Origin of the sequence: Pseudarthrobacter quantipunctorum (assembly GCF_045291495.1) — a bacterium.
GTDB lineage: Bacteria > Actinomycetota > Actinomycetes > Actinomycetales > Micrococcaceae > Arthrobacter > Arthrobacter quantipunctorum.
Genome location: NZ_CP148033.1, coordinates 2,016,209 through 2,039,193 on the forward strand (window position 1 = coordinate 2,016,209; position 22,985 = coordinate 2,039,193).

20 protein-coding genes are annotated in these 22,985 nt (G+C 66.1%); 9 read left to right on the forward strand and 11 right to left on the reverse strand.

Annotated elements, in window-relative coordinates:
* Positions 1–27 precede the first annotated feature (27 nt).
* Both WHH00_RS09350 and WHH00_RS09355 read left to right on the forward strand, forming a co-directional pair.
* Positions 28–714, forward strand: coding sequence for a TetR/AcrR family transcriptional regulator (locus WHH00_RS09350; RefSeq protein WP_406638259.1), 687 nt, complete (start codon positions 28–30; stop codon positions 712–714).
* 122 nt (positions 715–836) lie between these two features.
* A complete protein-coding gene (locus tag WHH00_RS09355) occupies positions 837–2,951 on the forward strand; it encodes an acyl-CoA dehydrogenase (RefSeq protein ID WP_406638261.1) in 2,115 nt (704 codons plus the stop codon).
* An 83-nt stretch (positions 2,952–3,034) separates the two neighbouring features.
* On the opposite strand, the gene glgA is transcribed toward WHH00_RS09355, so the two are convergent.
* Entirely contained in the window at positions 3,035–4,240 is a 1,206-nt protein-coding gene (gene glgA / locus WHH00_RS09360; protein ID WP_350003343.1) for a glycogen synthase, read from the reverse strand.
* A gap of 102 nt (positions 4,241–4,342) precedes the next feature.
* On the opposite strand from glgA, the gene glgC reads away from it, so the two are divergent.
* From glgC to WHH00_RS09375, 3 genes are all read left to right on the forward strand, one after another.
* Positions 4,343–5,749 carry a glucose-1-phosphate adenylyltransferase gene (gene glgC / locus WHH00_RS09365; RefSeq protein WP_231456529.1) on the forward strand — a complete coding sequence of 469 codons (1,407 nt, stop codon included), beginning with the start codon at positions 4,343–4,345 and terminating at the stop codon, positions 5,747–5,749.
* Between the two features lie 71 nt (positions 5,750–5,820).
* Positions 5,821–7,272, forward strand: a complete 1,452-nt coding sequence (locus tag WHH00_RS09370; protein WP_406638264.1) for an SDR family NAD(P)-dependent oxidoreductase — start codon at positions 5,821–5,823, stop codon at positions 7,270–7,272.
* Between the two features lie 15 nt (positions 7,273–7,287).
* A complete protein-coding gene (locus WHH00_RS09375) occupies positions 7,288–7,755 on the forward strand; it encodes a pyridoxamine 5'-phosphate oxidase family protein (RefSeq protein WP_350003346.1) in 468 nt (155 codons plus the stop codon).
* A 111-nt stretch (positions 7,756–7,866) separates the two neighbouring features.
* Here WHH00_RS09375 and WHH00_RS09380 read toward each other — a convergent pair whose 3' ends face one another.
* Positions 7,867–8,844 carry a magnesium transporter gene (locus tag WHH00_RS09380; protein WP_406638266.1) on the reverse strand — a complete coding sequence of 326 codons (978 nt, stop codon included), beginning with the start codon at positions 8,842–8,844 and terminating at the stop codon, positions 7,867–7,869.
* A 369-nt stretch (positions 8,845–9,213) separates the two neighbouring features.
* On the opposite strand from WHH00_RS09380, the gene WHH00_RS09385 reads away from it, so the two are divergent.
* Positions 9,214–9,606, forward strand: a complete 393-nt coding sequence (locus WHH00_RS09385) for a hypothetical protein (protein ID WP_406638268.1) — start codon at positions 9,214–9,216, stop codon at positions 9,604–9,606.
* Between the two features lie 155 nt (positions 9,607–9,761).
* On the opposite strand, the gene WHH00_RS09390 is transcribed toward WHH00_RS09385, so the two are convergent.
* From WHH00_RS09390 to WHH00_RS09400, 3 genes are read right to left on the reverse strand one after another with little or no spacing between them, the layout of a single operon-like run.
* Positions 9,762–10,613, reverse strand: coding sequence for a transglutaminase family protein (locus tag WHH00_RS09390; RefSeq protein ID WP_066275751.1), 852 nt, complete (start codon positions 10,611–10,613; stop codon positions 9,762–9,764).
* Positions 10,610–11,536, reverse strand: coding sequence for an alpha-E domain-containing protein (locus WHH00_RS09395; protein ID WP_066275749.1), 927 nt, complete (start codon positions 11,534–11,536; stop codon positions 10,610–10,612). Before WHH00_RS09395 ends, WHH00_RS09390 begins: the two co-directional genes overlap by 4 nt.
* A gap of 60 nt (positions 11,537–11,596) precedes the next feature.
* On the reverse strand, positions 11,597–13,153 hold the full coding sequence (locus WHH00_RS09400) for a circularly permuted type 2 ATP-grasp protein (protein WP_231456534.1): 1,557 nt from the start codon (positions 13,151–13,153) through the stop codon (positions 11,597–11,599).
* 113 nt (positions 13,154–13,266) lie between these two features.
* Here WHH00_RS09400 and WHH00_RS09405 point away from each other — a divergent pair, with 113 nt between their 5' ends.
* Entirely contained in the window at positions 13,267–14,322 is a 1,056-nt protein-coding gene (locus tag WHH00_RS09405) for a YeiH family protein (protein ID WP_406638271.1), read from the forward strand.
* 20 nt (positions 14,323–14,342) lie between these two features.
* A complete protein-coding gene (gene pepN / locus WHH00_RS09410) occupies positions 14,343–16,979 on the forward strand; it encodes an aminopeptidase N (protein WP_406638273.1) in 2,637 nt (878 codons plus the stop codon).
* Between the two features lie 48 nt (positions 16,980–17,027).
* On the opposite strand, the gene WHH00_RS09415 is transcribed toward pepN, so the two are convergent.
* The 6 genes from WHH00_RS09415 to map all read right to left on the reverse strand — a co-directional run bounded on the left by WHH00_RS09415 (position 17,028) and on the right by map (position 21,901).
* Positions 17,028–18,119, reverse strand: a complete 1,092-nt coding sequence (locus WHH00_RS09415; protein ID WP_406638275.1) for a biotin/lipoate A/B protein ligase family protein — start codon at positions 18,117–18,119, stop codon at positions 17,028–17,030.
* A gap of 115 nt (positions 18,120–18,234) precedes the next feature.
* Complete coding sequence (locus WHH00_RS09420; RefSeq protein ID WP_066275740.1) at positions 18,235–18,492, reverse strand: type B 50S ribosomal protein L31; 258 nt, start codon at positions 18,490–18,492, stop codon at positions 18,235–18,237.
* 141 nt (positions 18,493–18,633) lie between these two features.
* The gene (locus WHH00_RS09425; protein ID WP_406638277.1) at positions 18,634–19,443 is read right to left on the reverse strand and encodes a TrmH family RNA methyltransferase; all 810 of its coding nucleotides are present in this window, start codon (positions 19,441–19,443) and stop codon (positions 18,634–18,636) included.
* Between the two features lie 7 nt (positions 19,444–19,450).
* The gene (locus tag WHH00_RS09430) at positions 19,451–20,236 is read right to left on the reverse strand and encodes a sulfite exporter TauE/SafE family protein (protein ID WP_406638279.1); all 786 of its coding nucleotides are present in this window, start codon (positions 20,234–20,236) and stop codon (positions 19,451–19,453) included.
* 17 nt (positions 20,237–20,253) lie between these two features.
* Positions 20,254–21,039, reverse strand: a complete 786-nt coding sequence (locus WHH00_RS09435) for an ABC transporter ATP-binding protein (protein WP_231456540.1) — start codon at positions 21,037–21,039, stop codon at positions 20,254–20,256.
* 91 nt (positions 21,040–21,130) lie between these two features.
* Positions 21,131–21,901 carry a type I methionyl aminopeptidase gene (map, locus tag WHH00_RS09440; RefSeq protein WP_406638282.1) on the reverse strand — a complete coding sequence of 257 codons (771 nt, stop codon included), beginning with the start codon at positions 21,899–21,901 and terminating at the stop codon, positions 21,131–21,133.
* 101 nt (positions 21,902–22,002) lie between these two features.
* On the opposite strand from map, the gene serB reads away from it, so the two are divergent.
* A complete protein-coding gene (gene serB / locus WHH00_RS09445) occupies positions 22,003–22,896 on the forward strand; it encodes a phosphoserine phosphatase SerB (protein ID WP_406638284.1) in 894 nt (297 codons plus the stop codon).
* Positions 22,897–22,985: the final 89 nt, after the last annotated feature.

Here is a 22,985-nt window from a genome sequence, read left to right on the forward strand (position 1 = left end):
CCCAGCGTACCTGATACGCTGAGTATCGTGAACAACCACGAAACCAGTCCTGCACTGCCGTCAGCACCCGGCGGTGCTGACGGGCGCTCTTCGCGCTGGCAAAGCCACCGGGAGGAACGCCGCCGGGAGCTGATCAAGTCCGCCCGGCGGGCAGTGCACAAGCTGGGCAGCGACGCTTCCATGGAAGAGATCGCTGCCGCGGCCGGCACCTCGAAGTCCGTCTTCTACCGCTACTTCGGCGACAAAGCCGGGCTCCAGCAGGCGGTGGGCGAAGTTGTCCTGAGCCAGATGCAGCGCCGGATCCAGGAAGCCGCCCAGAACGCGGACACTCCGCGCGAAGGTCTCCTGGCCATGGTCTCGGCCTACCTCCAGATGGCTGACACCAGCCCCAACGTCTACACCTTTGTCACCCGGTACGGCAGCGGCGATCCGGAGGGGACCTCAGGCGCCGTGTCCGGGGCGCTCGGGCACTTCTTTGATGCCGTGGCTGACATGATTGCCACCCCCATGCGGTCGCACCTTGGCGACGATAAGCAGGCCGTCATCGGCTACTGGCCCAAGGCGGCGATCGGCCTGGTGAGGAACGCCGGCGAACAATGGCTCAGCACTCCGGACTCCCCCGCCAAGCCCGGGCAAGAGGCGATGGCACGGCAAATCACTGCCTGGCTTTGCGTAGGCATCGCGCCCGAGCTCTCACCGGCGTCACGCGGATGACCTGCACTGCCCGCCAACAGACCTGACCCCGCAGCCCCAATCCGTAAACCCGCCAGGCACCCAACCAACCACCCGAAACCACGTAGCAATAAGCACTGTCAGCACCAACGAAGGACATTGACATGACTGAAGTAGTGGACCGTCCCGCCGGCAAGGGGCAGCGCCCCGGTGCCGCAAGCAAACCCGCGCCGGGCCCTTTACGGGTCCAGCCCGCCGTCGACGTTGAAGCGCTGGGCCGGCAGCTGCTGGGCAAGTGGGCCGATGTCCGGCTCCAGGCCCGGGAGCTTGCCGCCCGGCCCGAGCTCCACAAAATCGAGGGCCTGACGCACACCGAGCACAGGAAAAGGGTGTTCGGACAGCTGCGGTACCTGGTGGAGAATGAAGCCGTCCACCGCGCGTTCCCGGCAGCGTTGGGCGGCTCCGATGACCACGGCGGCAACATCGCCGGCTTCGAGGAGCTTGTGGTGGCCGATCCCTCACTGCAGATCAAGGCCGGGGTGCAGTGGGGCCTCTTCGGCTCCGCGGTCATGCACCTCGGTACTGCCGAACACCATGCCGCCTGGCTTCCCGGCATCATGAACCTGGACATTCCCGGCTGCTTCGCCATGACCGAAACGGGTCACGGCTCGGACGTGGCCAGCATTGCGACCACCGCCACTTACGACCCCTCAACAGAGGAGTTCGTGGTGCACACCCCCTTCCGCGCCGCCTGGAAGGATTACATCGGCAACGCCGCCACCGACGGACTGGGCGCCGTTGTGTTCGCCCAGCTCGTCACCCGCGGAGTTAACCATGGCGTCCACGCCTTCTACGTGGAGCTCAGGGACCCGGAGACCAGGGAGTTCCTGCCGGGTATCGGGGGCGAGGACGACGGCATCAAGGGCGGGCTCAACGGCATCGACAACGGCCGGCTGCACTTCACCAACGTCCGGATCCCCCGGACAAACCTCCTCAACCGCTACGGTGACGTTGCTCCTGACGGAACCTATTCGTCGCCCATTGCCAGCCCGGGCCGGCGGTTCTTCACCATGCTCGGCACCCTGGTCCAGGGACGCGTGTCGCTGGACGGCGCTGCGGTGGCGGCCTCCAAAGTGGCGCTGAAGGCGGCCATCGGGTACGCCACTGAACGCCGCCAGTTCAACGCCTCCTCACACACCGAGGAGGAAGTCCTGCTCGACTACCAGCGGCACCAGCGGCGGCTGTTCACGCGGCTCGCAACCACCTACGCCGCCGGGTTCGCCCACGAGCAACTGCTGCAGAAGTTCGACGACGTCTTTTCAGGCGCCCACGACACCGACGAGGACCGGCAGGACCTGGAAACCCTCGCTGCCGCACTCAAGGCACTGAGCACCTGGCACGCTTTGGACACTCTCCAGGAATGCCGGGAAGCCTGCGGCGGGGCCGGCTTCCTCATCGAAAACCGTTTCGCCTCGCTGCGCGCGGACCTGGATGTCTATGCCACATTCGAAGGTGACAACACCGTGCTGCTGCAGCTGGTGGCCAAGCGCCTGCTGGCTGACTACGCCAAGGAGTTCCGGAGCGTGGACTTCGGCGTCCTGGCCCGCTACGTGGTGGGCCAGGCCACCGGCGCCGCAATCCACCGGACCGGCCTGCGCCAGGTTGCCCAGTTCATGGCCGACACCGGTTCCGTGCAGCGGGCGGCCATCGCCCTGCGCGACGAGGAAGGCCAGCGCGCGCTGCTCACCGACCGGGTGCAGACCATGGTCGCTGAGGCAGCGGCCTCGCTCCGGGGCAGCAACAGGCTCTCGCAGGAAAAGGGGGCCGCGCTGTTCAACCGGCACCAGAACGAACTCATCGACGCCGCGCAGGCACACGCCGAGCTGCTGCAGTGGGAAGCCTTCACGGACGCGCTCCGCGAGGTGGAGGATCCCGGAACCAGGCTGGTCCTGACCTGGCTGCGGGACCTCTTCGGCCTCTCGCTGATCGAGAAAAACCTGTCCTGGTACCTCATGAACGGGCGTCTCTCCATGCAGCGCGGCCGGACGGTGGGCGAGTACATCAACAGGCTGCTGGTGAAGATCCGGCCGCACGCGATGGACCTCGTGGAAGCGTTCGGCTACGGGGATGAGCATGTGCGCGCCGCAGTGGCGACGGGCGCCGAAAAGGGCCGCCAGGACGAGGCACGGGCGTACTTCCGCAGCCAGCGGGCCAGCGGCCAGGCACCCGTGGACGAGAAGGTACTGCTGGCCAGGACCGCAGCGGCGAAGCGCAGCTGACCGTCCTCTGGCGTCATTAACGACGACGGCGTCGCTCCCCTTGCGAGGGAAGCGGCGCCGTCGTCGTCATGTGGGAAGGACCGCTAGCTCCGGGCCGGCAGCACGGAGCGGTACACCTCGAGGGTGGTCTCGGTGATGGACTCCCAGGAGAAGTGCTTCTCGGCACGCAGCCGGCCGGCCTGCCCCATGGCGCGGGCACGCTCCGGGTCGGAGACCACCTCCGTGAGCGCTGCCGCGAACTCGGTCACGAACTTTTCCGGATCGAGGGGCGTTCCGGTTCCGTCGGTGACCTGCTCAAGGTCAACCAGGAGCCCGGTCCGGCCGTGTTCCACCACCTCCGGGATTCCGCCGGTGGCGCTGGCAACCACCGCGGCGCCACACGCCATGGCCTCCAGGTTGACGATGCCCAGCGGCTCGTAGATGGAGGGGCAGGCGAAGGCGGTCGCGTGGCTGAGGACCTGGATGAGCTCGTGGCGGGGCAGCATGCGCTCAATGAGCACCACGCCGGTCCGCTGGCTTTGCAGTTCCTCAATGAGCCGTGCCGTTTCGGCAGCGAGTTCGGGGGTGTCCGCGGCGCCAAGGCAGAGGACCAGCTGGACGTCGGCGGGAAGCTTCGCTGCTGCGCGGAGGAGGTAGGGCACACCTTTCTGGCGCGTGTTCCTGCCCACAAAGACCACGCTGGGCTTGGCGGGGTCGATGCCCAGGGAGCGGACGGCGTCGTCATTTTCGTCACGCTGCCACAGCTCAACGTCGATGCCGTTATGGACCACCCGGACCTTTTCCGGATCGACGTCCGGGTAGCTGCGCAGGATGTCCTGGCGCATGCCCTCTGAAACGGCGATGATGGCCGCCGCTGCCTCGTACGCCGTCTTCTCCACCCAGGATGAGAGCGCGTAGCCGCCGCCGAGCTGCTCCGCCTTCCAGGGCCGCAGGGGCTCCAGGCTGTGGGCGCTCAGGACGTGCGGGATGCCGTGCAGCAGGGAGGCCAGGTGCCCCGCCATGTTGGCGTACCACGTATGCGAATGGACCAGGTCCGCGCCTTCCACGTCCGGCACAATCCGAAGGTCCACGCCGAGGGTTTGCACTGCGGCGTTTGCTCCGCCAAGGTCCTCCGGCACCTGGTAGGACGTTACGGTGGCGCCATGATAGTCGGTGTCGCGGGGAGCCCCAAAAGCACGAACCTGCAGGTCAACGTGCTTGCTAAGCACCCTGCTCAATTCGGCCACGTGGACTCCGGCGCCACCGTAGATCTCCGGCGGGAACTCTTTGGTCACAATGTCTATACGCACAAGACCCAAGGTAGTCCTTCCCGCTTAACTGTTCTAGTGTGAAGGGGTCCGGGCCTACCGGACTGTCTTGGGGAGTTACGAAGGCGTACAGGAGCGACCATCATGCCGTTGAACAAAAAAGTCCTGGCCATTGTCCTCGCGGGTGGCGAGGGAAACAGACTGATGCCATTGACGGCAGACCGGGCCAAACCTGCTGTACCCTTCGCCGGGAGCTACCGCCTGATCGATTTTGCGATTTCCAACCTGGTGAATTCGCGCTACCTGCAAATCGTGGTCCTCACCCAATACAAATCCCATAGCCTCGACCGGCATATTTCAGAGGCCTGGCGCATGTCCACCCAGCTCGGAAACTATGTAGCCTCCGTCCCCGCACAGCAGCGCGTGGGCAAGAGCTGGTTCCTGGGCAGCGCCAACGCCATCTACCAGTCCCTGAACCTGATCCACGACGCCAACCCGGACATCGTGGTGGTTGTCGGCGCAGACCACGTCTACCGCATGGACTTCGCCCAGATGGTGGAGCAGCACGTCAACAGCGGCGCCAAGGCGACGGTTGCCGCCGTCCGGCAGCCCCTGCACATGGCGGACCAGTTTGGCGTGATCGAGGTGGACCAGGAGAACCCGCAGAAGATTTCGGCGTTCGTGGAAAAGCCCTCAAGCACTCCGGGCCTCGCCGCCGATCCCTCGCAGTTCCTGGCCTCCATGGGCAACTATGTCTTTGACGCCGACGCTTTGGTTGCCGCCCTCCATGTGGACGCCGAGCGGCTGGACACCAAGCACGACATGGGCGGGGACATCATCCCCTACTTCGTCAACCAGGGCGAAGCGGACGTGTACGACTTCACCCTCAACGACATCCCCGGCTCCACCGAGCGTGACCGCACCTACTGGCGGGACGTGGGCACCATCGATTCGTTCTACGACGCCCACATGGACCTTATTTCCCCGCTTCCTGTCTTCAACCTCTACAACTCCGAGTGGCCCATTTACACGAGGCAGAGCATCTCCCCGCCTGCAAAGTTCGTGCGCGGCCAGAACAACACGGTGGGCACCGCCCTGGACTCGATCGTCTCCAGCGGCGTAGTGATTTCCGGCGGCATCGTGGAGGGCTCCGTCCTGTCCAACGACGTTTACGTGGCCACCAGCAGCCGGGTTATCGACTCCGTCCTGATGGACAAGGTGCAGATCGGTGAGGGCGCCGTTGTGAACCGGGCCATCATCGACAAGAACGTCAAAGTGCCGGCAGGTGCGGCGATCGGACTGGACGCGGACCTGGACCGTGCCCGCGGCTTCAAGGTCACCGAGTCCGGCATCACGGTCCTCTCCAAGGGGCAGACCGTACCCGAACCGACCGACGACGAACGGCAGCTTGCTGCCCGTAACCTCCACCTCGTCCCGAACGCAGTAAAGGCAGCCGCAGGCCAGCATCCCGACCTGCAGGAATCCGTGGACAGGGTGGCCGAGACACACGCTGCGGCCGCTGCCGACGCCGCACCGGGCGCCAGGATCTAGCGCCTAACCCGGAGGGCCGGCCCGCCTGCACAGGTGCGGCCGGCCGTGTCCCAGGCTGTAAAATCGGTACAGTGAGCTCCCCCGATCTGACCCCTGAGGAAATCCAGGCCTGCCTTAAGGTCCTGAACACCATCCACGCCTATGACGAGGAGCACCCGGACTACATCTCGGTGCGGCGTGCCACGGGGAAGATGTTCAAGGCCGTCAAGAGGCACCGGCGGGTCACCAAGCGTGACCTGATTTCCGAGGCGGACCGGGCAGTCCTCGCCCAGACCGCCACTGCCGCTCCCGACCGCATCGACGACGAGACCCGGGGAAACAAGCTGGCCACCTCGGCCACCGGCAAAGTGGCAGGACACCTCATCCGGTCGCGCCCGTGCTACATCTGCAAGCAGCACTACACCCAGGTGGATGCCTTTTACCACCAGCTGTGCCCGGAGTGCGCCGCCTTCAGCCACGGCAAGCGGGATGCCCGGACCGACCTCACCGGCCGCCGCGCCCTGCTCACCGGCGGGCGGGCGAAAATCGGGATGTACATCGCGCTCCGGCTGCTGCGCGACGGTGCGCACACCACCATCACCACACGGTTCCCCAAGGACGCCGCCCGTCGGTTCGCCGCGATGGAGGACAGCGGAGAGTGGCTGCATCGGCTCCGCATTGTGGGCATCGACCTGCGCGACCCCGCCCAGGTGATGGCCCTGACGGACTCCCTCAATAAGGCGGGCCCGCTGGACATCATTATCAACAACGCGGCCCAGACCGTCCGACGTTCGGGCAATGCCTACAAGCCGTTGGTGGATGCCGAGGACGAGCCCCTGCCGGCAGCGCTGGAGCAGGCAAACGGCGGCCCCGAACTGGTGACGTTCGGCCACGCGCATGACAAGCACCCCCTGGCGCTGGCCAGCAGCGTCACCGAACACCCGGTCCTGGCCGGAGATGCGATCACGTCCCTGGCGCTGTCCACCGGCTCCGCTTCCCTGGAGCGGATCGCCTCTGGAACGGCCATTGATGCCGGGGGGCTGGTTCCGGACCTGGCCACGATCAACAGCTGGACCCAGGTGGTGGACGAAGTGGATCCGCTGGAGATGCTTGAGGTGCAGCTCTGCAACGTGACGGCGCCCTTCCTGCTGGTGAGCAGGCTGCGCGCCGCCATGAAACGCTCCACGGCCCGCCGGAAGTACATCGTGAACGTCTCCGCCATGGAAGGCCAGTTTTCCCGCGCCTACAAGGGCCCGGGCCACCCGCACACGAATATGGCCAAGGCAGCACTGAACATGATGACGCGAACCAGCGCCCAGGAGATGCTGGACAGCGACGGCATCCTGATGACCGCGGTGGACACGGGCTGGATCACCGATGAGCGTCCGCACTTTACCAAGGTCAGGCTTATGGAGGAAGGCTTCCACGCGCCCCTGGACCTCGTTGACGGCGCCGCCCGTGTGTACGATCCCATCGTCATGGGCGAGAACGGCGAGGACCAGTACGGGGTGTTCCTCAAGGACTACAAACCCAGCCCATGGTAAGGGTATGCTCGCGGCATGAGCGGCGAACCGATATCTGAAGTGCAGAATCTTGAACACCACGAGTGCTGGGCCATGCTCCGGAACGTGTCCGTCGGCAGGCTGGCTGTCCTGGTCTCGGGACGGCCGGACATTTTCCCCATCAACTACACGGTGGACGGGGGCACCCTGGTGTTCCGCACGAGCGAAGGGACCAAGCTGTCCGGGGCCTCGGAAGACGCAGCGGTGGCCGTGGAAGCCGACGGGGTGGATCCTGACACCGGGCTGGCCTGGAGTGTGGTAGTTAAGGGGACGGCCGCCGTCGTCACCGGAACCGAACAGGTCCTGGACACCACACAGCTCTTCCTCTTCCCGTGGCAGGCCGGCAAGAAGGATGTGTTCGTGCGCATCACCCCGGACACCGTCACCGGCCGCCGCTTCAGGGTGACCGAGCCCATGACCTGGTGGACCCAGCTCAGCGGCGCCATCAGGACCGCACAGGAGTAAAACCCCGCACTGCCACGGCCGGAGTGCACACCTGCCGCGGCCTAACCTGTCGGTGGCTGAGCCCTGCCGGGTACTGTCGCGAACTTTGGTGCCGGACGCGGCGGCGGGAAGTTAGCCCACGAGGGCGGAGGCAACAGTAAGGTAGATCGTCACGGTCAGGATGTCCTGTACCACCGTGGCGAGGGGCCCGGAACCGAAGGCCGGGTCCTGGCCCAGCTTGCTGATTACCCAGGGCAGAACCAGGGCGATGACGGTAGCGATTGAAGCGGCAGCCAGCAGTGAGAGAGCGACGGCCAGGGCCACGGCCCAGTCCTGCCAGATTGATCCCACAATGAGCAGTGACACCCCTCCGAGGAGCACGCCCAGAATCACGCCAGTGGCGATCTCGCGGCCTATGATTCGCTGCACGCCTACACCAAGCGAAAGGCCTCGAATGACGAGCGCTTCCGTCTGCGTTCCGATCGCGTCGGCGAGATAGACCACGCCGGGGACAAAGAATGCGATGAGGACGTGCTCAGCCAGATCGGCCTCAAAGTTGCCCACCACCCCGGCCGCGAGCAACGCACCGATGAGCCCAACACCCAGCCATGGAAGTCGATGCCATAGGCGACGCAGCAGCGGCTCCACCGTCGTCAGCTGAGCGGGCGATGCAGAGCGCAGGAATCCGCCCAGACGCACCATGTCCTCGTCATGCTCAGTCAGCAGTACCTCAAGCATTGCGTTGGCGGGTATCAGACCGGCGAACCGGCCATCGTCAATGACGGCGAGGGTCGGCTCATTGTGGTGGACGGCCTTCCAGGCCGCATGCTCCTGCACGGTTGAGGACGCGACAACCGGAGGGTTGGCGTCCATCAGCAGGCTCATCGGAGTGGCAGGCGGGGCGGCGAACAGCTTCTCGATGGCGACCAGGCCGAGCAGTTGGTCACCATCAAGGACTGCGACCGCTGCGGCACTGTCGTAGTGTTGGCCACGCATGGCGTCCAGAACGTCGGTGGCCAACTCGTCGCGGCGCGCTGTGGGCACGTGGAATGAAGCGTGCTGCGCCGCTGTGCGGAACTGGTCGGACCTGGCAGGATCGAGAATCGTCATCGGACATCCTTCGACAGCTTTAGGCGCGGTACCTGCGCCACCTCAGACGAGCCTGGAGCTACGCCTTGCCGCTGCCGCGGGCATCGTACAGTGCTACCAGCCCATGCTATCGCCCCACTCATAGTCCCGGCGTAAATAAAGCCTGCGACGACTCGGTCGCAACCCTTCGTCTGCGCAGCCTCGTGCCCAAAGTGACCCCTACGCAGACAACAGTCACTGACTTAATGATCCAGGGGAACCGGGTGCTTCACCTGAGCTGTCAGGTACGCCGCCGATCGATCCGGCGGAGAAGGCCATTCTTGGCCGCGGCAGGTGCCTGGGCCGGTTAGGCTGGGACAACGCGGACGATTTCTGAAATGGGGACCAGATATGAACCGAACCGCTACGGGCACTGCCGCAGTCATTCTCGCCTTCTCCTTGGCATCATGCGCTGCTTCCGAACTCAGTCCGCCGCCGGAGGATGGCGGAACGTTTGAGTCGGTAGGCGACTTGAAGGAAGCTGTGGAATCTGCAGGCTTGGCATGCCCGGAGCTGGTTGTCGATTCGCCCCCTTCCAAGTTCGCTGCCTCCTCGGCAAGCTGCGGTGAGTTCACCTACCTTGCGATCTACACCGACGACGTGTACTTGGAGTCGCAGCTGGATCTTTGGAAGCCGGGTGGGCAGCGTGCCGTCAATATCGGAAAGAACTGGACCGTCGTCAGCGAGGACCCGGACCTCATCCAGAAAAGCCTGGGCGGGTCCGTCCTTCACACAGGGCCTTAGCGCGAGCTCTGTGTACCGCCGCGGCGAAATCGCTACTCGGGTGGAGGCAGTCTCATCGCGGATGTCCTCCCGGCCCAGTGTTCAGGTTCTCGAGAACTGGGCACCCGCACACAGGAGCACTGCCCAGTGGGTAGCCCACCGGGCAGGCCCGCTGGTCAGGCGAGCTGCGTGATCTCCACGCTGACGCTCAGCGCCGAGCCCCCACCGCCGGACAGGATCCCCTTCAGCGGCGGCACGTCACGGTAATCCCGCCCCCGGGCCACTGTCACATGGAAGTCGCCGGCGGGCTTGTGGTTGGTGGGGTCCCAGCTGCGCCAGTCGCCGTCCCAGAATTCCAGCCAGGCGTGGGACTGCCCTGCCACTGTCTCGCCGATGCCGGCACTGGACCGCGGGTGCAGGTAGCCGGACACGTAGCGTGCCGGGATTCCGCAGCTGCGCAGTGCGCCGATCGCCAGGTGCGCCAAGTCCTGGCACACACCCTGGCGCTGGCCCCACGCCTCTTCCGCGTTGGTGGTCACCGCCGTTGAGCCGGACATGTACGTCATCTCGCCGCGCATCCACTCAAACACAGCCATGGCGGCCTCGTGCGGGTTTTTCCCGGCCACGACGCCGGGAATAATGCCCAGGACCTCGTCCCCCGGACCGCTCAGCCTGGACTGCGGCAGCCAGTCGCTGAACGTATTAAGCGTTTCCGGTGAAGCGAGGACATCCCAGCCGGCAATGTCCGCCTCGGCGGGGATCTTTTCGGCGCGGTGGACTTCCACCGTGATGTTGGAGACCACTTCGAGGTGTTCGTGCGGCATCTGCATGTCGAACGCCGTGACCCTGGTGCCCCAGTAGTCGCGGTAGGTGCTGACGGCTGCCTGCGAGGGCGAGACCTTGACCACCGATTCCAGCACCACCTGCTGGGAATCGGTGAGCGGGGTCATGCGGGCCTCGTTATAGGACAGGGTGACCCGCTTGTTGTACTTGTAGGCCGTCTTGTGCACGATGCTCAGCCGGGTCATGAAACTTCTCCCACCCAGGCCAGTTCATCCGCCTGATTGAAGTACTTACGGGAAATGGCGTCCGACGCCTGCGCAACGGCTTTCTGCACACGCTCCATGTGCTCCGGGAGCTCGGACATCAGGTCATCCGTCCGGTGGAACTCAAGGAACGTGCGGGCCTGGCCCACGATCCGCCGGGCGTCGTTGATGAACCCCACGCGCTGGGCGGAAGGATCCAGCTTGGCCAGGCACTCGTCGGCGTCCCGCAGGGCGTAGACGATGGAGCGCGGGAAGAGCCGGTCCAGCAGCAGGAACTCGGCGGCGTGCTGGTCGCCGAAGGCTGCACGGCGGGTACGCAGGAAGGACTCGTACGCCCCCGCGCACCGGAGCATGTTGACCCAGGACATTCCGGCGGACAGCACGTCCCGGGTGGAGAGCATCCGGGCGGTCATGTCCGCGCGTTCCAGGGACCGGCCCAGCACCAGGAAGAGCCAGCTTTCGTCATGGCTGACGGTGGTATCCGCCAGGCCGCTGACCATGGCGGTCCGTTCCAGCGTCCAGTTGCAGAACCGGTAGGTGCCCACCACGTCCTTGCGGTGCTGGCTCAGCCCGTAGTAGGTGGTGTTGAGGCTCTCCCACAGGCCTGAGGAGACGGTTTCGCGGGCGCGACGGGCGTTCTCCCGCGCGGCCCCCAGGGACCCAGCAATGGAGGTGGCGCTGGTCTTGTCATAGGCCAGCGCGTGGAGAAGCTCGGGCAGGCCGAAATCCTCGCTCTGCGGGCGTGCGCCCATGACTGCCAGGAGTTCCTGGGCCACGCTCTTGCGCTCGTCCATGGGCAGGTGGTTGAGCCGCTCGAGGTGGACGTCGAGGATACGGGCGGTGCCGTCCGCACGCTCCACATAACGGCCGATCCAGAATAGGGACTCGGCAATACGGCTAAGCATTCGCGGCTACCTCCTGCGGGCCCGAAACTGGAAAAGGAAACTGCCAGGTTGCGGCCCGGCTCACTGCTGCTGCTCCGACTGGCGGTCCCGCCAGTTGCTCTCAACCGGCCATACCGAGACGCGCTCACGGACGGAGATGGACGGCCGGGGCACGGTTTCCACCGGCACCTGGGGCGAGTCGGCCAGAACCCAGGTGTCCTTGGACCCGCCGCCCTGGCTGGAATTCACGATCAGCGAGCCTTCCTTGAGCGCCACGCGCGTCAGCCCGCCAGGGAGCACCCAGACGTTGTCGCCGTCGTTCACGGCGAAGGGCCGCAGGTCCACGTGGCGGGGGCCGAACTTGTCCCCGCTCAGCGTGGGGACCGTGGAGAGCTGCAGCACCGGCTGGGCAATCCAGCCGCGGGGATCGGCGATAACCCGCTGGCGGAGGGCATCGAGTTCGTCCTTTGACGCGTCCGGGCCGATGACCAGGCCCTTGCCGCCGGAGCCGTCAACCGGCTTGACCACCAGTTCGGCCAGGTTGTCCAGGGTGTATTCGCGGGCTTCCTTCTCCTCCAGGCGGTACGTGTCCACGTTGGCGATGATGGGTTCCTCGCTGAGGTAGTAGCGGATGAGGTCAGGGACGTAACTGTAGACCAGTTTGTCGTCCGCGACGCCGTTGCCCACGGCGTTGGCGATGGTGACGCCGCCTGCCCGGGCAGCGTTGACCAGGCCGGGGCAACCCAGCATGGAGTCCGAGCGGAACTGCAGCGGGTCCAGGAAATCGTCGTCGATGCGCTTGTAGATGACGTCCACGCGCTGCTCGCCGGCAGTAGTGCGCATGTAGACGCGGTTTCCGCGGCAGATGAGGTCGCGGCCCTCCACCAGCTCCACGCCCATGAGGCCTGCGAGCAGGGTGTGCTCGAAGTAGGCGCTGTTGAACACGCCGGGGGTGAGGACGACGACGGTGGGATCGTCGACGCCGGAGGGCGCCGTCTTGCGCAGGGCAGAGAGCAGGCGGCGGGGGTACTCCTCGACCGGGCGGATGAGCTGCTGCCCGAAAGCCTCCGGCAGGCCCTTGGCCATGGCCCGGCGGTTCTCCAGGACGTAGCTCACGCCGGAGGGAACGCGGACGTTGTCCTCGAGCACGCGGAAGGTCCCGGCGGCGTCGCGGACGACGTCAATGCCGGAAATGTGGACCCGGACGCCGCCTGCCGGTTCGAACCCGTGGACCTGGCGGTGGAAGTGGGCGCTGGTGGTGACCAGCTGCCGGGGGATCACGCCGTCGGCCACCACCGTCATTTTGTCGTAGACATCGTTGAGGAAGGCTTCCAGCGCACGGACACGCTGGGCGACGCCGCGCTCCAGGACGTCCCACTCCCCGGCCGGAATGACCCTGGGAACGATGTCCAGCGGGAAGGGGCGCTCCTCCCCCGCAAAGTCGAAGGTCACGCCGCGGTCCAGGAAGGTGCGCGCCATGGAGTCGGCACGGGCGCTCACATCGGCGAGGGAGAGCTTGCGGAGGGCGTCCGCCACCTGCCCGTACGAGTCCCTGGCCTGTTGCCCGGGCGCGAACATCTCGTCGTAGGCTCCGGACCGGCCGGCGGCCACGGAGTAATCCTGGAATAGGTCTGACATGTCCAATAGCCAACCATCTTTTTGTTTCGAATTCATTACTGCCATCCATTCTGGCGTGTTGGCGCCGGATGACTGGTTCGTGCATTGCGCCGCTTTTCCGGCACAGTAGGTGAGTGCCAGTCCCCAGATCGTTCAGAAACCCCGGCAATGGCCGCCCAAGGCGGGCGGAAAGGCTGCTGCCCGGCCTGGCCACAGCTGCCGCCGCCCTGGCGGCAGCCTTCCTGGTTCACGGCCTGGTCCCGGCGCTTCCCGCGATGACACTGGCAGTGGTCCTGGGCGTCCTGGCCGCCAACCTTCCCGCCGCCGGGGTGTGGACAGCCGGCAGGGCACGGCCCGGACTGGACTTTGCGGGGAAACACCTGATGCGCGGCGGCATCGTGCTCCTGGGCCTGAAAGTCAGCATCATGGACGTCCTGGGCCTGGGCTGGCTGGCACTGGTCCTGATCGTCAGCGTGGTGGCGGCCAGCTTTGGCGGCACCTACCTGATCTCCCGGCTGTTCCGGCTGCCGCCGGTCACTTCGCTGCTGGTGGCCACTGGTTTCTCGATCTGCGGCGCCTCCGCCATTGGCGCCATGGCCGCCGTCCGCCGGATCCGGCACGTGGACACCGTCCTGCCGGTGGCGCTCGTAACACTCTGCGGGACCCTTGCCATCGGCGTCCTGCCCCTGCTGGTCCATCCCCTCCAGCTCAGCGCGCCCGTATTCGGCGCCTGGACAGGCGCCTCCGTGCACGACGTCGGCCAGGTGGTGGCCACAGCGCAAACCGCAGGGACGGCGGCGCTGGGCATCGCCGTCGTGGTTAAGCTCACCCGGGTGCTGCTGCTGGCACCGGTGGCGGCACTGGCCGGTGCGCACCACCGGTACGCGCCCCGGCCGGAGAACCCCGCGGGCCGCAACAACGCGAAACTGCCGCCGGTGGTGCCGCTGTTCGTCCTGGGCTTCATGGCGATGGTGGGCCTCCGCTCCACCGGCTGGCTGGACGCAGGCTGGCTGGACGCCGGTGCAGCGCTCCAGGACATCCTGCTGGGCGCCGCGCTCTTCGGCCTGGGGTCCGCCGTCCGGATCCGGACGCTCCTGCACACCGGCGGTCGCGCGCTGCTGGCGGCACTGGCATCGTGGTTCCTGATCGCCGTGCTGGGGCTGGCGGCGGCCCTGCTGATCGCCGGATAACCACGTGATTAGATAGCTGGGTGTCACATGAGAATCTGCAGCGCGATGAAGCCGCCCACCGTTCAGCCCTGATCGGCACCACCGGTTACGACGTATCCCTGGACGTGCGGCAGGCGGCGGATCCGGACGTGGCGGGCTATCCCACCTGCAGCATCATCACCTTCACAGCCGCCCGGCCGGGCGAATCGACGTTCCTGGACTTCATTGGCGAGGTCCACAGTGTGTTCCTCAACGGCCGCGAACTCCGCGTGGAGGACGTGGCCGATGGTGCCAGGATCAGGCTGGACAACCTGCAGCCCGAAAACCAGGTAACGGTCACCGGCACCGCCCTGTACAGCCGCTCCGGCGAAGGCATGCACCGCTTCTTTGATCCGGCGGACGGCCAGTGTTACCTGTACACGCAGTACGAGCCCGCCGACGCCCGCCGCGTGTTCGCCAATTTCGAACAGCCCGACCTCAAGGCCCCGTACACCTTCCACGTGACCGCACCGGCCGGCTGGCAGGTCGCCTCCAACGGCGCGGAAGCTGCCCGAACCCTCCTCACCAGTGATCCCTCTGCCGCCCGGTGGGACTTCGCCACCACGGAGCGCATGTCCACCTACATCACCACCGTGCTGGCCGGGCCGTACTTCAAGGCCGAGGACCGCTGGCAGGCCACGCTCGACGACGGCACCTCCCTGAACGTGCCGCTCGCCCTGTACTGCCGGGCGTCCATGGCAGACTCCTTTGACACCGGCGAACTGTTCCGGCTCACCAGGAACGGCCTGGACTTCTTCAACCGGCTTTTCGACTACCCCTACCCCTGGGGCAAATACGACCAGGCCTTCGTACCCGAATACAACCTCGGTGCCATGGAAAACCCCGGCCTTGTGACGTTCACCGAAAGCTACGTCTTCACCTCGCGCGCCACCGACGCCCAGTACCAGGGACGGGCCAACACCCTGATGCACGAGATGGCGCACATGTGGTTCGGTGACCTTGTCACCATGCAGTGGTGGGATGACCTGTGGCTCAAGGAATCCTTCGCCGACTACATGGGCACCCTGGGCGTGGACCGCGCCACGGACTGGGACACCGCGTGGGTGAACTTCGCCAACAAGCGCAAAGCCTGGGCCTACGTCCAGGACCAGCTGCCCACCACCCACCCGATCGTGGCGGACATCCCGGACCTTGAAGCGGCCAAGCAGAACTTCGACGGCATTACCTATGCCAAGGGCGCCTCGGTACTGAAACAGCTGGTGGCCTACGCCGGGTTCGAGGCGTTCATCACCGGCTCCCGCGACTACTTCCGCAAGCACGCCTACGGCAACACAACCCTTGGCGACCTGCTGGAGGCACTGGGTGCCTCCTCCGGGCGGGACCTGGCCGGCTGGGCGCAGCAGTGGCTGCAAACCTCGGGCATCTCCACGCTGTCCCTGGACATTGTTCCGGGAACGGACGACGACGGCGTGCTGGGCCGGGTGGCGATCCTCCAGGACGCCCCGGACCCGGTCACCGGACGCGAGGAGCTGCGGCCGCACCGGCTGCGCGTGGGTTCCTACAATTTCGACGGCGGCGGGGCACTGGTGCGGACCGACAGCTTCGAGACGGACGTGGCGGGTGCCCGGACGGAACTCCCCCAGCTCGCCGGCAAGCCCCGGCCAGCGCTTCTGCTGGTCAACGATGACGACCTTACCTACGCCAAGGTGCGGCTGGACCCGGCGTCGGAGGCAACCGTCCGTTCGTCCCTCGACCGCATCGAAGACCCCATGGCCCGGGCGCTGTGCTGGACGGCGCTCTGGAACTCGGCCCGGGACGGGGAAAGCCCGGCTGCGCGCTACGTTGCAGCAGTGGCTTTGTTTGGTCCGGCTGAAACGGGAATCGGCGTCCTGCTGAATATCCTCGACAACGCAGGCACCGCCGTCGAACGCTACACCCCGACCGGCGAACGTGATGCCCTGCGCTCCACGTTCCTGGCAGCCGCAGCAGCGGAACTGGACAGGGCCGCACCCGGCTCGGACCAGCAGCTGGCCTGGGCCCGGACCCTGGCCAGCGCCAGCCGGCACGATGCCGCCATGCTGTCCCGGCTGCGCGGCCTCCTTGACGGCACGGCACCGGTAGCCGGACTGGCCGTGGATGCCGAACTGCGCTGGCACCTCTGGCACGCCCTGGCGGCCAACGGTGAGGCGACAGTGGAAGAACTGGACGCCGAGCTTGCCCGCGACACCACTGCCTCCGGGCGCGCCGGCCACGCAACGGCGCTCGCTGCCCGCCCGGCCCCGGACGCCAAGGCGGCAGCGTGGAAGGCGGCGGTGCACGGGAACGAGCTCTCCAACCAGCTGCTGACCGCCACCATCACCGGGTTCATGACGGCGCCGCCGGATTTGCTGGTGCCGTTCGTGGAGCCATACTTCGAGTGCCTGCGCAGCGTCTGGGAGGAACGGAGCATCGAGATTGCCAGCAGGATTGTCCGGGGCCTCTACCCGCTGGGCCAGGACCTGGCCGAGGGCACGGACCCGGCGGGGCACCCCGTCATCCGGCGCACGGACGCATGGCTGGCCGCCAATGCAGATGCTCCGCGCGCCCTGCGGCGAATCATCGTGGAGCAGCGCAGCCACCTGCTGCGGGCACTGACGGCGCAGGCCGCCGTCGTAGCTTCACCATCGATTGCTCCGTAATTGTCCTTTTCGCTGGCCAAAACGGCAGTTACGGAGCAATGGATGGGCTCACGGAACCCGGTGCAGCCACTCGGCGGTGCCGAATTTGCCGGCGACGCGCTCGCGGGCGGCAGCGAGCTCGTTCTCCGTCAGTTGTGAGGGTGTGGCGCCGTACCGGTCCGCGAAAACGTCCGCCATGGCGGTGATGATGGCTGTGCGCGCCAGTCCGGTCTGGCGCCGGAGCGGGTCCACCCGTTTCTTGGCGCTGCGGGTCCCCTTGTCCGAGAGCTTTTCCTTGCCGATCCGCAGGACTTCGACCATCTTGTCGGCGTCGATGTCGTAGCTCATGGTGACGTGGTGCAGCATGCCGCCGTTGGCAAGCCGCTTCTGCGCAGCCCCTCCGATCTTGCCCTGGTCCGTGGCGATGTCGTTCAGGGGCACGTAGAAGGCGTTGATGCCAAGCTTCTCCAGTGCCGCCATCACCCACGCGTCCAGGAAGGGGTAGGAGTCCGCGAAGCTGAGCCCGTCAACGAGGGTCTGCGGCAGGTACAGCGAGTACGTGATGCAGTTGCCGGCCTCCATGAACATGGCTCCGCCGCCGCTGATGCGCCGGACAACCTTGATGCCGTGCTTCGCCACGCCGCCGGGGTCCACCTCGTTGCGGTAGGACTGGAAGCTGCCGATCACCGTTGACGGCTCCTGCCAGTCCCAAAAGCGAAGGGTGGGATGGCGTCGGCCGGCGCCGACTTCCTCGGTGAGGACCTCGTCCAGGGCCACATTGATCTCGGTGGGCAGGACGGTGGGTGCAATGACGTTCCAGTGGTGGTCCGCCCAGGACGTTGCCTTCGCCAGGGCACGGCGGACGGTGACGGCGACGGCGTCCGCGGAGAAGCCGAACAGGGCAGCGCCGGGCGGCAGCGAAGAGGATACGACGGCGGCAAGCTCGGCCGCCGTCGTGGTGTCAGGCAGGCCCGTGAGCCCCCGGTTGATGTCCAGGAGGGCCTCATCCGGTTCCAGGAAAAAGTCGCCGCTGAGGCTGACGTTGGCGAGGTGGCCGTCCACAACATCCAGGTCCACCACCACGAGTTTGCCGCCGGGCACTTTGTATTCACCGTGGCGGCGGGAGGCGGAGCGGTTGGCTGGAGAGGGTGTAGCGGTCATGCCTTCCATCCTGCCCCAGAATTGCTGGCTACCCGTAACAGGCCGCCGCCGGGACGCAGAAAGCCCGCACCGTTTACCGGTGCGGGCTTTCCCAAAAGAACCTTGCGGAAGAATTTTACTTCTTGCCGCCGAAGCCCTTGAAGCGAGCGTTGAAGCGCTCGACGCGGCCTGCGGAGTCCATGATGCGCTGCTTGCCCGTGTAGAACGGGTGCGACTCGGAGGAGATTTCGACATCGATGACCGGGTAGGTGTTGCCGTCTTCCCACTCGATGGTCTTCGAGGAAGAAACGGTGGACTTGGTCAGGAACTTCGTGCCGGAAGCCAGGTCGTTGAAAACAACAGCTTCGTACTTCGGGTGGATATCAGACTTCATAATTGGACCTTTGTTCGCACAACTGGATTTTGCCAGCTGCCAGGTATGAATGGGATGGCCAGCAGCACTGCCCGGGGGCGCACTACAGCCAGCTATCAATAATAGCGGAGAACGCAGGTGCCCGCGAACCAACTGCGCGGACTAATTCCGGAGCCGCAGCTCCCAGAACGCAACTGCCGATGCAGCGGCAACGTTCAGGGAATCCACGCCGTTGCGCATGGGTATTTTCACGGCGATGTCGACGGCGGCGAGTGTCCCTGCGCTCATGCCGGCACCCTCGGTGCCGAGCACCAGGGCAAGCTTCTCCGGGTTCCGGGCGGCGACGGCGTCCACATCCTGCGCGTCGTCCGTGAGCTCCAGCGCCGCAACGGTGAAGCCGTTCTCCTTGAGTACGTGCAGGTCCTCCGGCCAGCTGGTGAGCCGGGCCCACGGCACCTGGAACACCGTGCCCATGCTTACCCGGACGCTGCGCCGGTAGAGGGGGTCCCCGCAGCGGGGCGAGACGAGGACGGCGTCGATGTCCAGCGCGGCGGCCGACCGGAAGATGGCGCCCACATTGGTGTGGTCCACGATGTCCTCCAGGACGGCCACCCTGCGCGCCCCGGCCAGCAGTTCCGGCAGCGGGACGGGCGCCGGGCGCTGCATGGCCGCCATGGCCCCGCGGTGGAGGTGGAAGCCGGTGATTTCCTCCAGCAGGGCTGCGCTTCCGATGAAGGCAGGAACCTCCGGGTAGGCATCCAGGACGTCCTGCAGGTCCCCGAGCCACTTTTCGGCCAGGAAGAAGGAGCGTGGCCGGTGTCCTGCCGCCAGGGCACGCCGGAGCACCCGGGATGATTCGGCGATGTACATGCCCTCGGCCGGTTCACGCAGCTTGCGCAGGTGCACGTCGGTGAGCTGCGTGTAGTCGGAGACCCGGGGGTCCGCGGCGGATTCAAGATAGTGGATTGTCACCGGGTGATTATTTCAGCAGATTCGCGATCATGAATCCCAGCGCCACCAGGCCCAGGACCAGGATCACGGCACGGAGCACGGAGGGTGAGAGCCGGCGGCCCACCTTCGCCCCGAGAAGTCCGCCAATGCTGGAGCTGACCGCGATCAGCAGGACCACAAGCCAGTTGATCCTGTCGAAGGCGAAGAGCACGTAGGAGACGGCGGCCACGAGGTTCACGCCCAGCACCAGGATGTTCTTCATGGCGTTGGCGTTCTGGATGGTGCCGGTGAGGAAGACGCCCAAAATTCCCACCAGCAGGATCCCCTGGGCGGCCACGAAGTAGCCGCCGTATACCCCGGCCAGGTACACCAGGACCACCAGCAGCACGCCGTGCCGCTTGTCACGCACAGCGTGTTCCGGGTTCTCCTGACGGGACCGGACCCAGGCCTGCAGCCGTGGCTGGAACACCACCATCAGGAGGGCCAGGACAATAAGGACGGGGGCGACGTAGTGGAAGACCTCCTCCGGCAGGTGCAGGAGCAGCCACGCACCGGAGATGCCACCAAGGAGGGATGCCGGCAGGAGCCGCATCAGCTGGCGGCCGCGGCCCTTCAGTTCACGCCGGTAGCCGAACGCCCCGGCGGCCGTGCCGAAGACCAGACCCATGGCGTTACTCATGGAGGCCACCACCGGGGCGACCCCCAGGGCGATAAGGACGGGGAACGTCACCAGGGTGCCGGAGCCCACCACGGCGTTGATGGTGCCGGCCCAGAGGCCGGCGATGGCCACAAAGATGCTGCTGAGAAGATCCAAGGTGCTGCGCTGCCGCCTTAGCGGCGGGCTACGGCGGTGTACCGGCCGGCGTTGACGCTCATGTCCAGGTCAAGCCCGAACGTCTTGCTGAGGTTCTCCGCTGTCAGCACATCCGTGATGGGGCCGGCGGCGACCACTCCGCCGTCGCGCAGCAGCATGGCGTGGGTGAAGCCCGGCGGAACTTCCTCAAGGTGGTGGGTGACAAGGACCATGGCCGGGGCGTCCTCATCCTGTGCCAGTTCTCCCAGCTTGTGGACGAGTTCCTCGCGGCCGCCAAGGTCCAGGCCCGCTGCCGGTTCGTCGAGGAGCAGCAGCTCGGGATCGGTCATCAGGGCGCGGGCAATCTGGACACGCTTCCGCTCCCCTTCGGACAGGGTGGCGAAGGTCCTGTTCAGGAGCGGCCCCATCCCCCAGTCGTTGAGCAGGCGGAACGCCCGCCGCTCGTCGTCGCGCTCGTATCCCTCCCGCCAGCGGCCGGTGACGCCATAGGCGGCGGTGACCACCACGTTGAGGACGTTTTCCTGCTCCGGGATCTGGGTGGCCAGCGCGGCGGAGGACAGGCCGATGCGGGGACGGAGCTCGAAGACATCGGTACGGCCCAGGGTCTCGTCCAGGATGCCGGCTTTGCCGCTGCTGGGGTGCAGGCGCGCGGCCGCGACCTGCAGGAGGGTGGTCTTGCCGGCACCGTTGGGCCCAAGGATTACCCAGCGCTCGCCTTCATTGACTTCCCAGTCGATCTTGTCCAGCAGGGTTTTTTTACCTCGGACAACGCTGACGGAAGCCAATTCCAGAACATCACTCATAGGAGTAGACACTAGGACAAAAAAGAGGCCGACTGATAACCGGGGCAAGGTAACAGTGAAACGCTGATTGCGCAGCTCCGCCAGGTGCGCGTCAGCCCGGTTGCGTAAGGATGACGGGTCCGGATTCGGTAACAGCGACGGTGTGCTCGGAGTGGGCGGTCCGGCGGCCGTTGGAGCTGCACAGGGTCCAGCCGTCAGGAGCCGTCACAAGTGTGCTGGTGCCGTCCATGACCCATGGTTCTATCGCCAGGAGCAGGCCTGGGCGGAGTATGTATCCGCGGCCTGCTTTGCCGGTGTTCGGAATGTGGGGGTCCTGATGCATGGTGCTTCCAACACCATGTCCGCCGAACTGGGTGTTGACCTGGAAGTCTGCTGACTCGAGCACGGAGCCGATTGCGTGGGAGATGTCCCCAATCCGCGCTCCGGGCTGCGCCGCACCGATGCCCGCCATCAGTGCCCTCTCTGTGGTTTCGATCATGCGAGTGTCTTCGGGGGCAGCGGATTCCCCGACGACGAAGCTGATGGCGGAGTCGGTGACCCAACCGTCGACGCTGGCTGCGAAATCCAGCGTCAGCAGGTCCCCGTCCCTGAGGATGTAGTCATGAGGGAGCCCGTGCAGCACGGCGTCGTTGACGGACGTGCAGATGACTTTCCCGAAAGGCCCGCTGCCGAACGAGGGGGCGTAGTCGACATAACAGGAGCGGGCTCCCGCTGCCCGGATCATGGCCGCAGCCCAGTCGTTGATCTCCAGGAGATTCGTTCCGGGTCCGGTCCTCTCCCTCAGGTTTTGCAGCGTATTAGCCACGAACTGGCCTGACGGGCGCGCCTGGTCAATCTCTTGCGGCGTGAGCAGTTCAATCAATGGTTCCTCCAGGTGTGGCCGTACCTATTATCCGCTTGCCACCTTCCAGCAGCCGTGAAATGAATTCAAGGGACACCTCCCCGCTGGCTAAGATGGCAGGCATGACTTCGAACGTGACTGCGGTCAGCTATGGCCTGAATGTGTCTCCGACCGGGCTGGAGCAGCTCCGTTCCATCCTCGCTGCACAGGGCGCCGCAGTGCTGTCCGAAACCTCCTCCGGCGACGGGCGCTACCAGATCCATGTGGCCGAAGTCCAGCTTCCGGACGCCACGGCCGCCGGGCTTGCCGCACTCCGCCACGCCGTGGCCGAATCCCCCATCGCCGGCTTCGACACGGCGCTTGTCCCGGCCGGCTTGCGGTTGGCGGAACGCAAGCTCCTGATCATGGACGTCGACTCCACCCTGATCCAGCAGGAGGTCATCGAACTCCTGGCCGCCTACGCGGGCAAGCGGGAAGAAGTGGCAGCCGTTACCGAGGCCGCCATGCGCGGCGAGCTGGATTTCACCCAAAGCCTCCACGCCCGCGTGGCGGTCCTCGCGGGGCTGCCCGCCGCCGTCGTCGATTCCGTCCGGAACGAAGTGAGGCTGAGCCTGGGAGCCGCCGAACTCGTGGCCGCCTTCAAGGCCGCGGGGCACGTGGTAGCCGTAGTCTCCGGCGGCTTCAACCAGATCCTGGAGCCGATCGCGGCCGAACTGGGCCTGGACTACTGGCAGGCTAATGAGCTGGAGATCGTGGACGGCGAGCTGACGGGCAAGGTGCTGGGCCCTGTGGTGGACCGCGCTGCGAAGGAGAAGTTCCTGCGCGAATGGTCAGCCGCCGAGGGCATCGCCCTGGAGCACACGGTGGCCGTGGGCGACGGCGCCAACGACCTGGATATGCTTGGTGCCGCCGGGATCGGCGTGGCGTTCAACGCCAAACCTGCGGTGCGGGCCGTGGCGGACGCCGCCGTCAACATGCCGTACCTCGACGCCGTCAGGCATGTGGCCGGCGTCTGAGTCTCGTTTCAACCGCGAGATGGCAGTTGGCGGCAGTGTTCGAGAGGAACATTGCCGCGAACTGCCATATCGCGTGGGGCAGCGTAGGG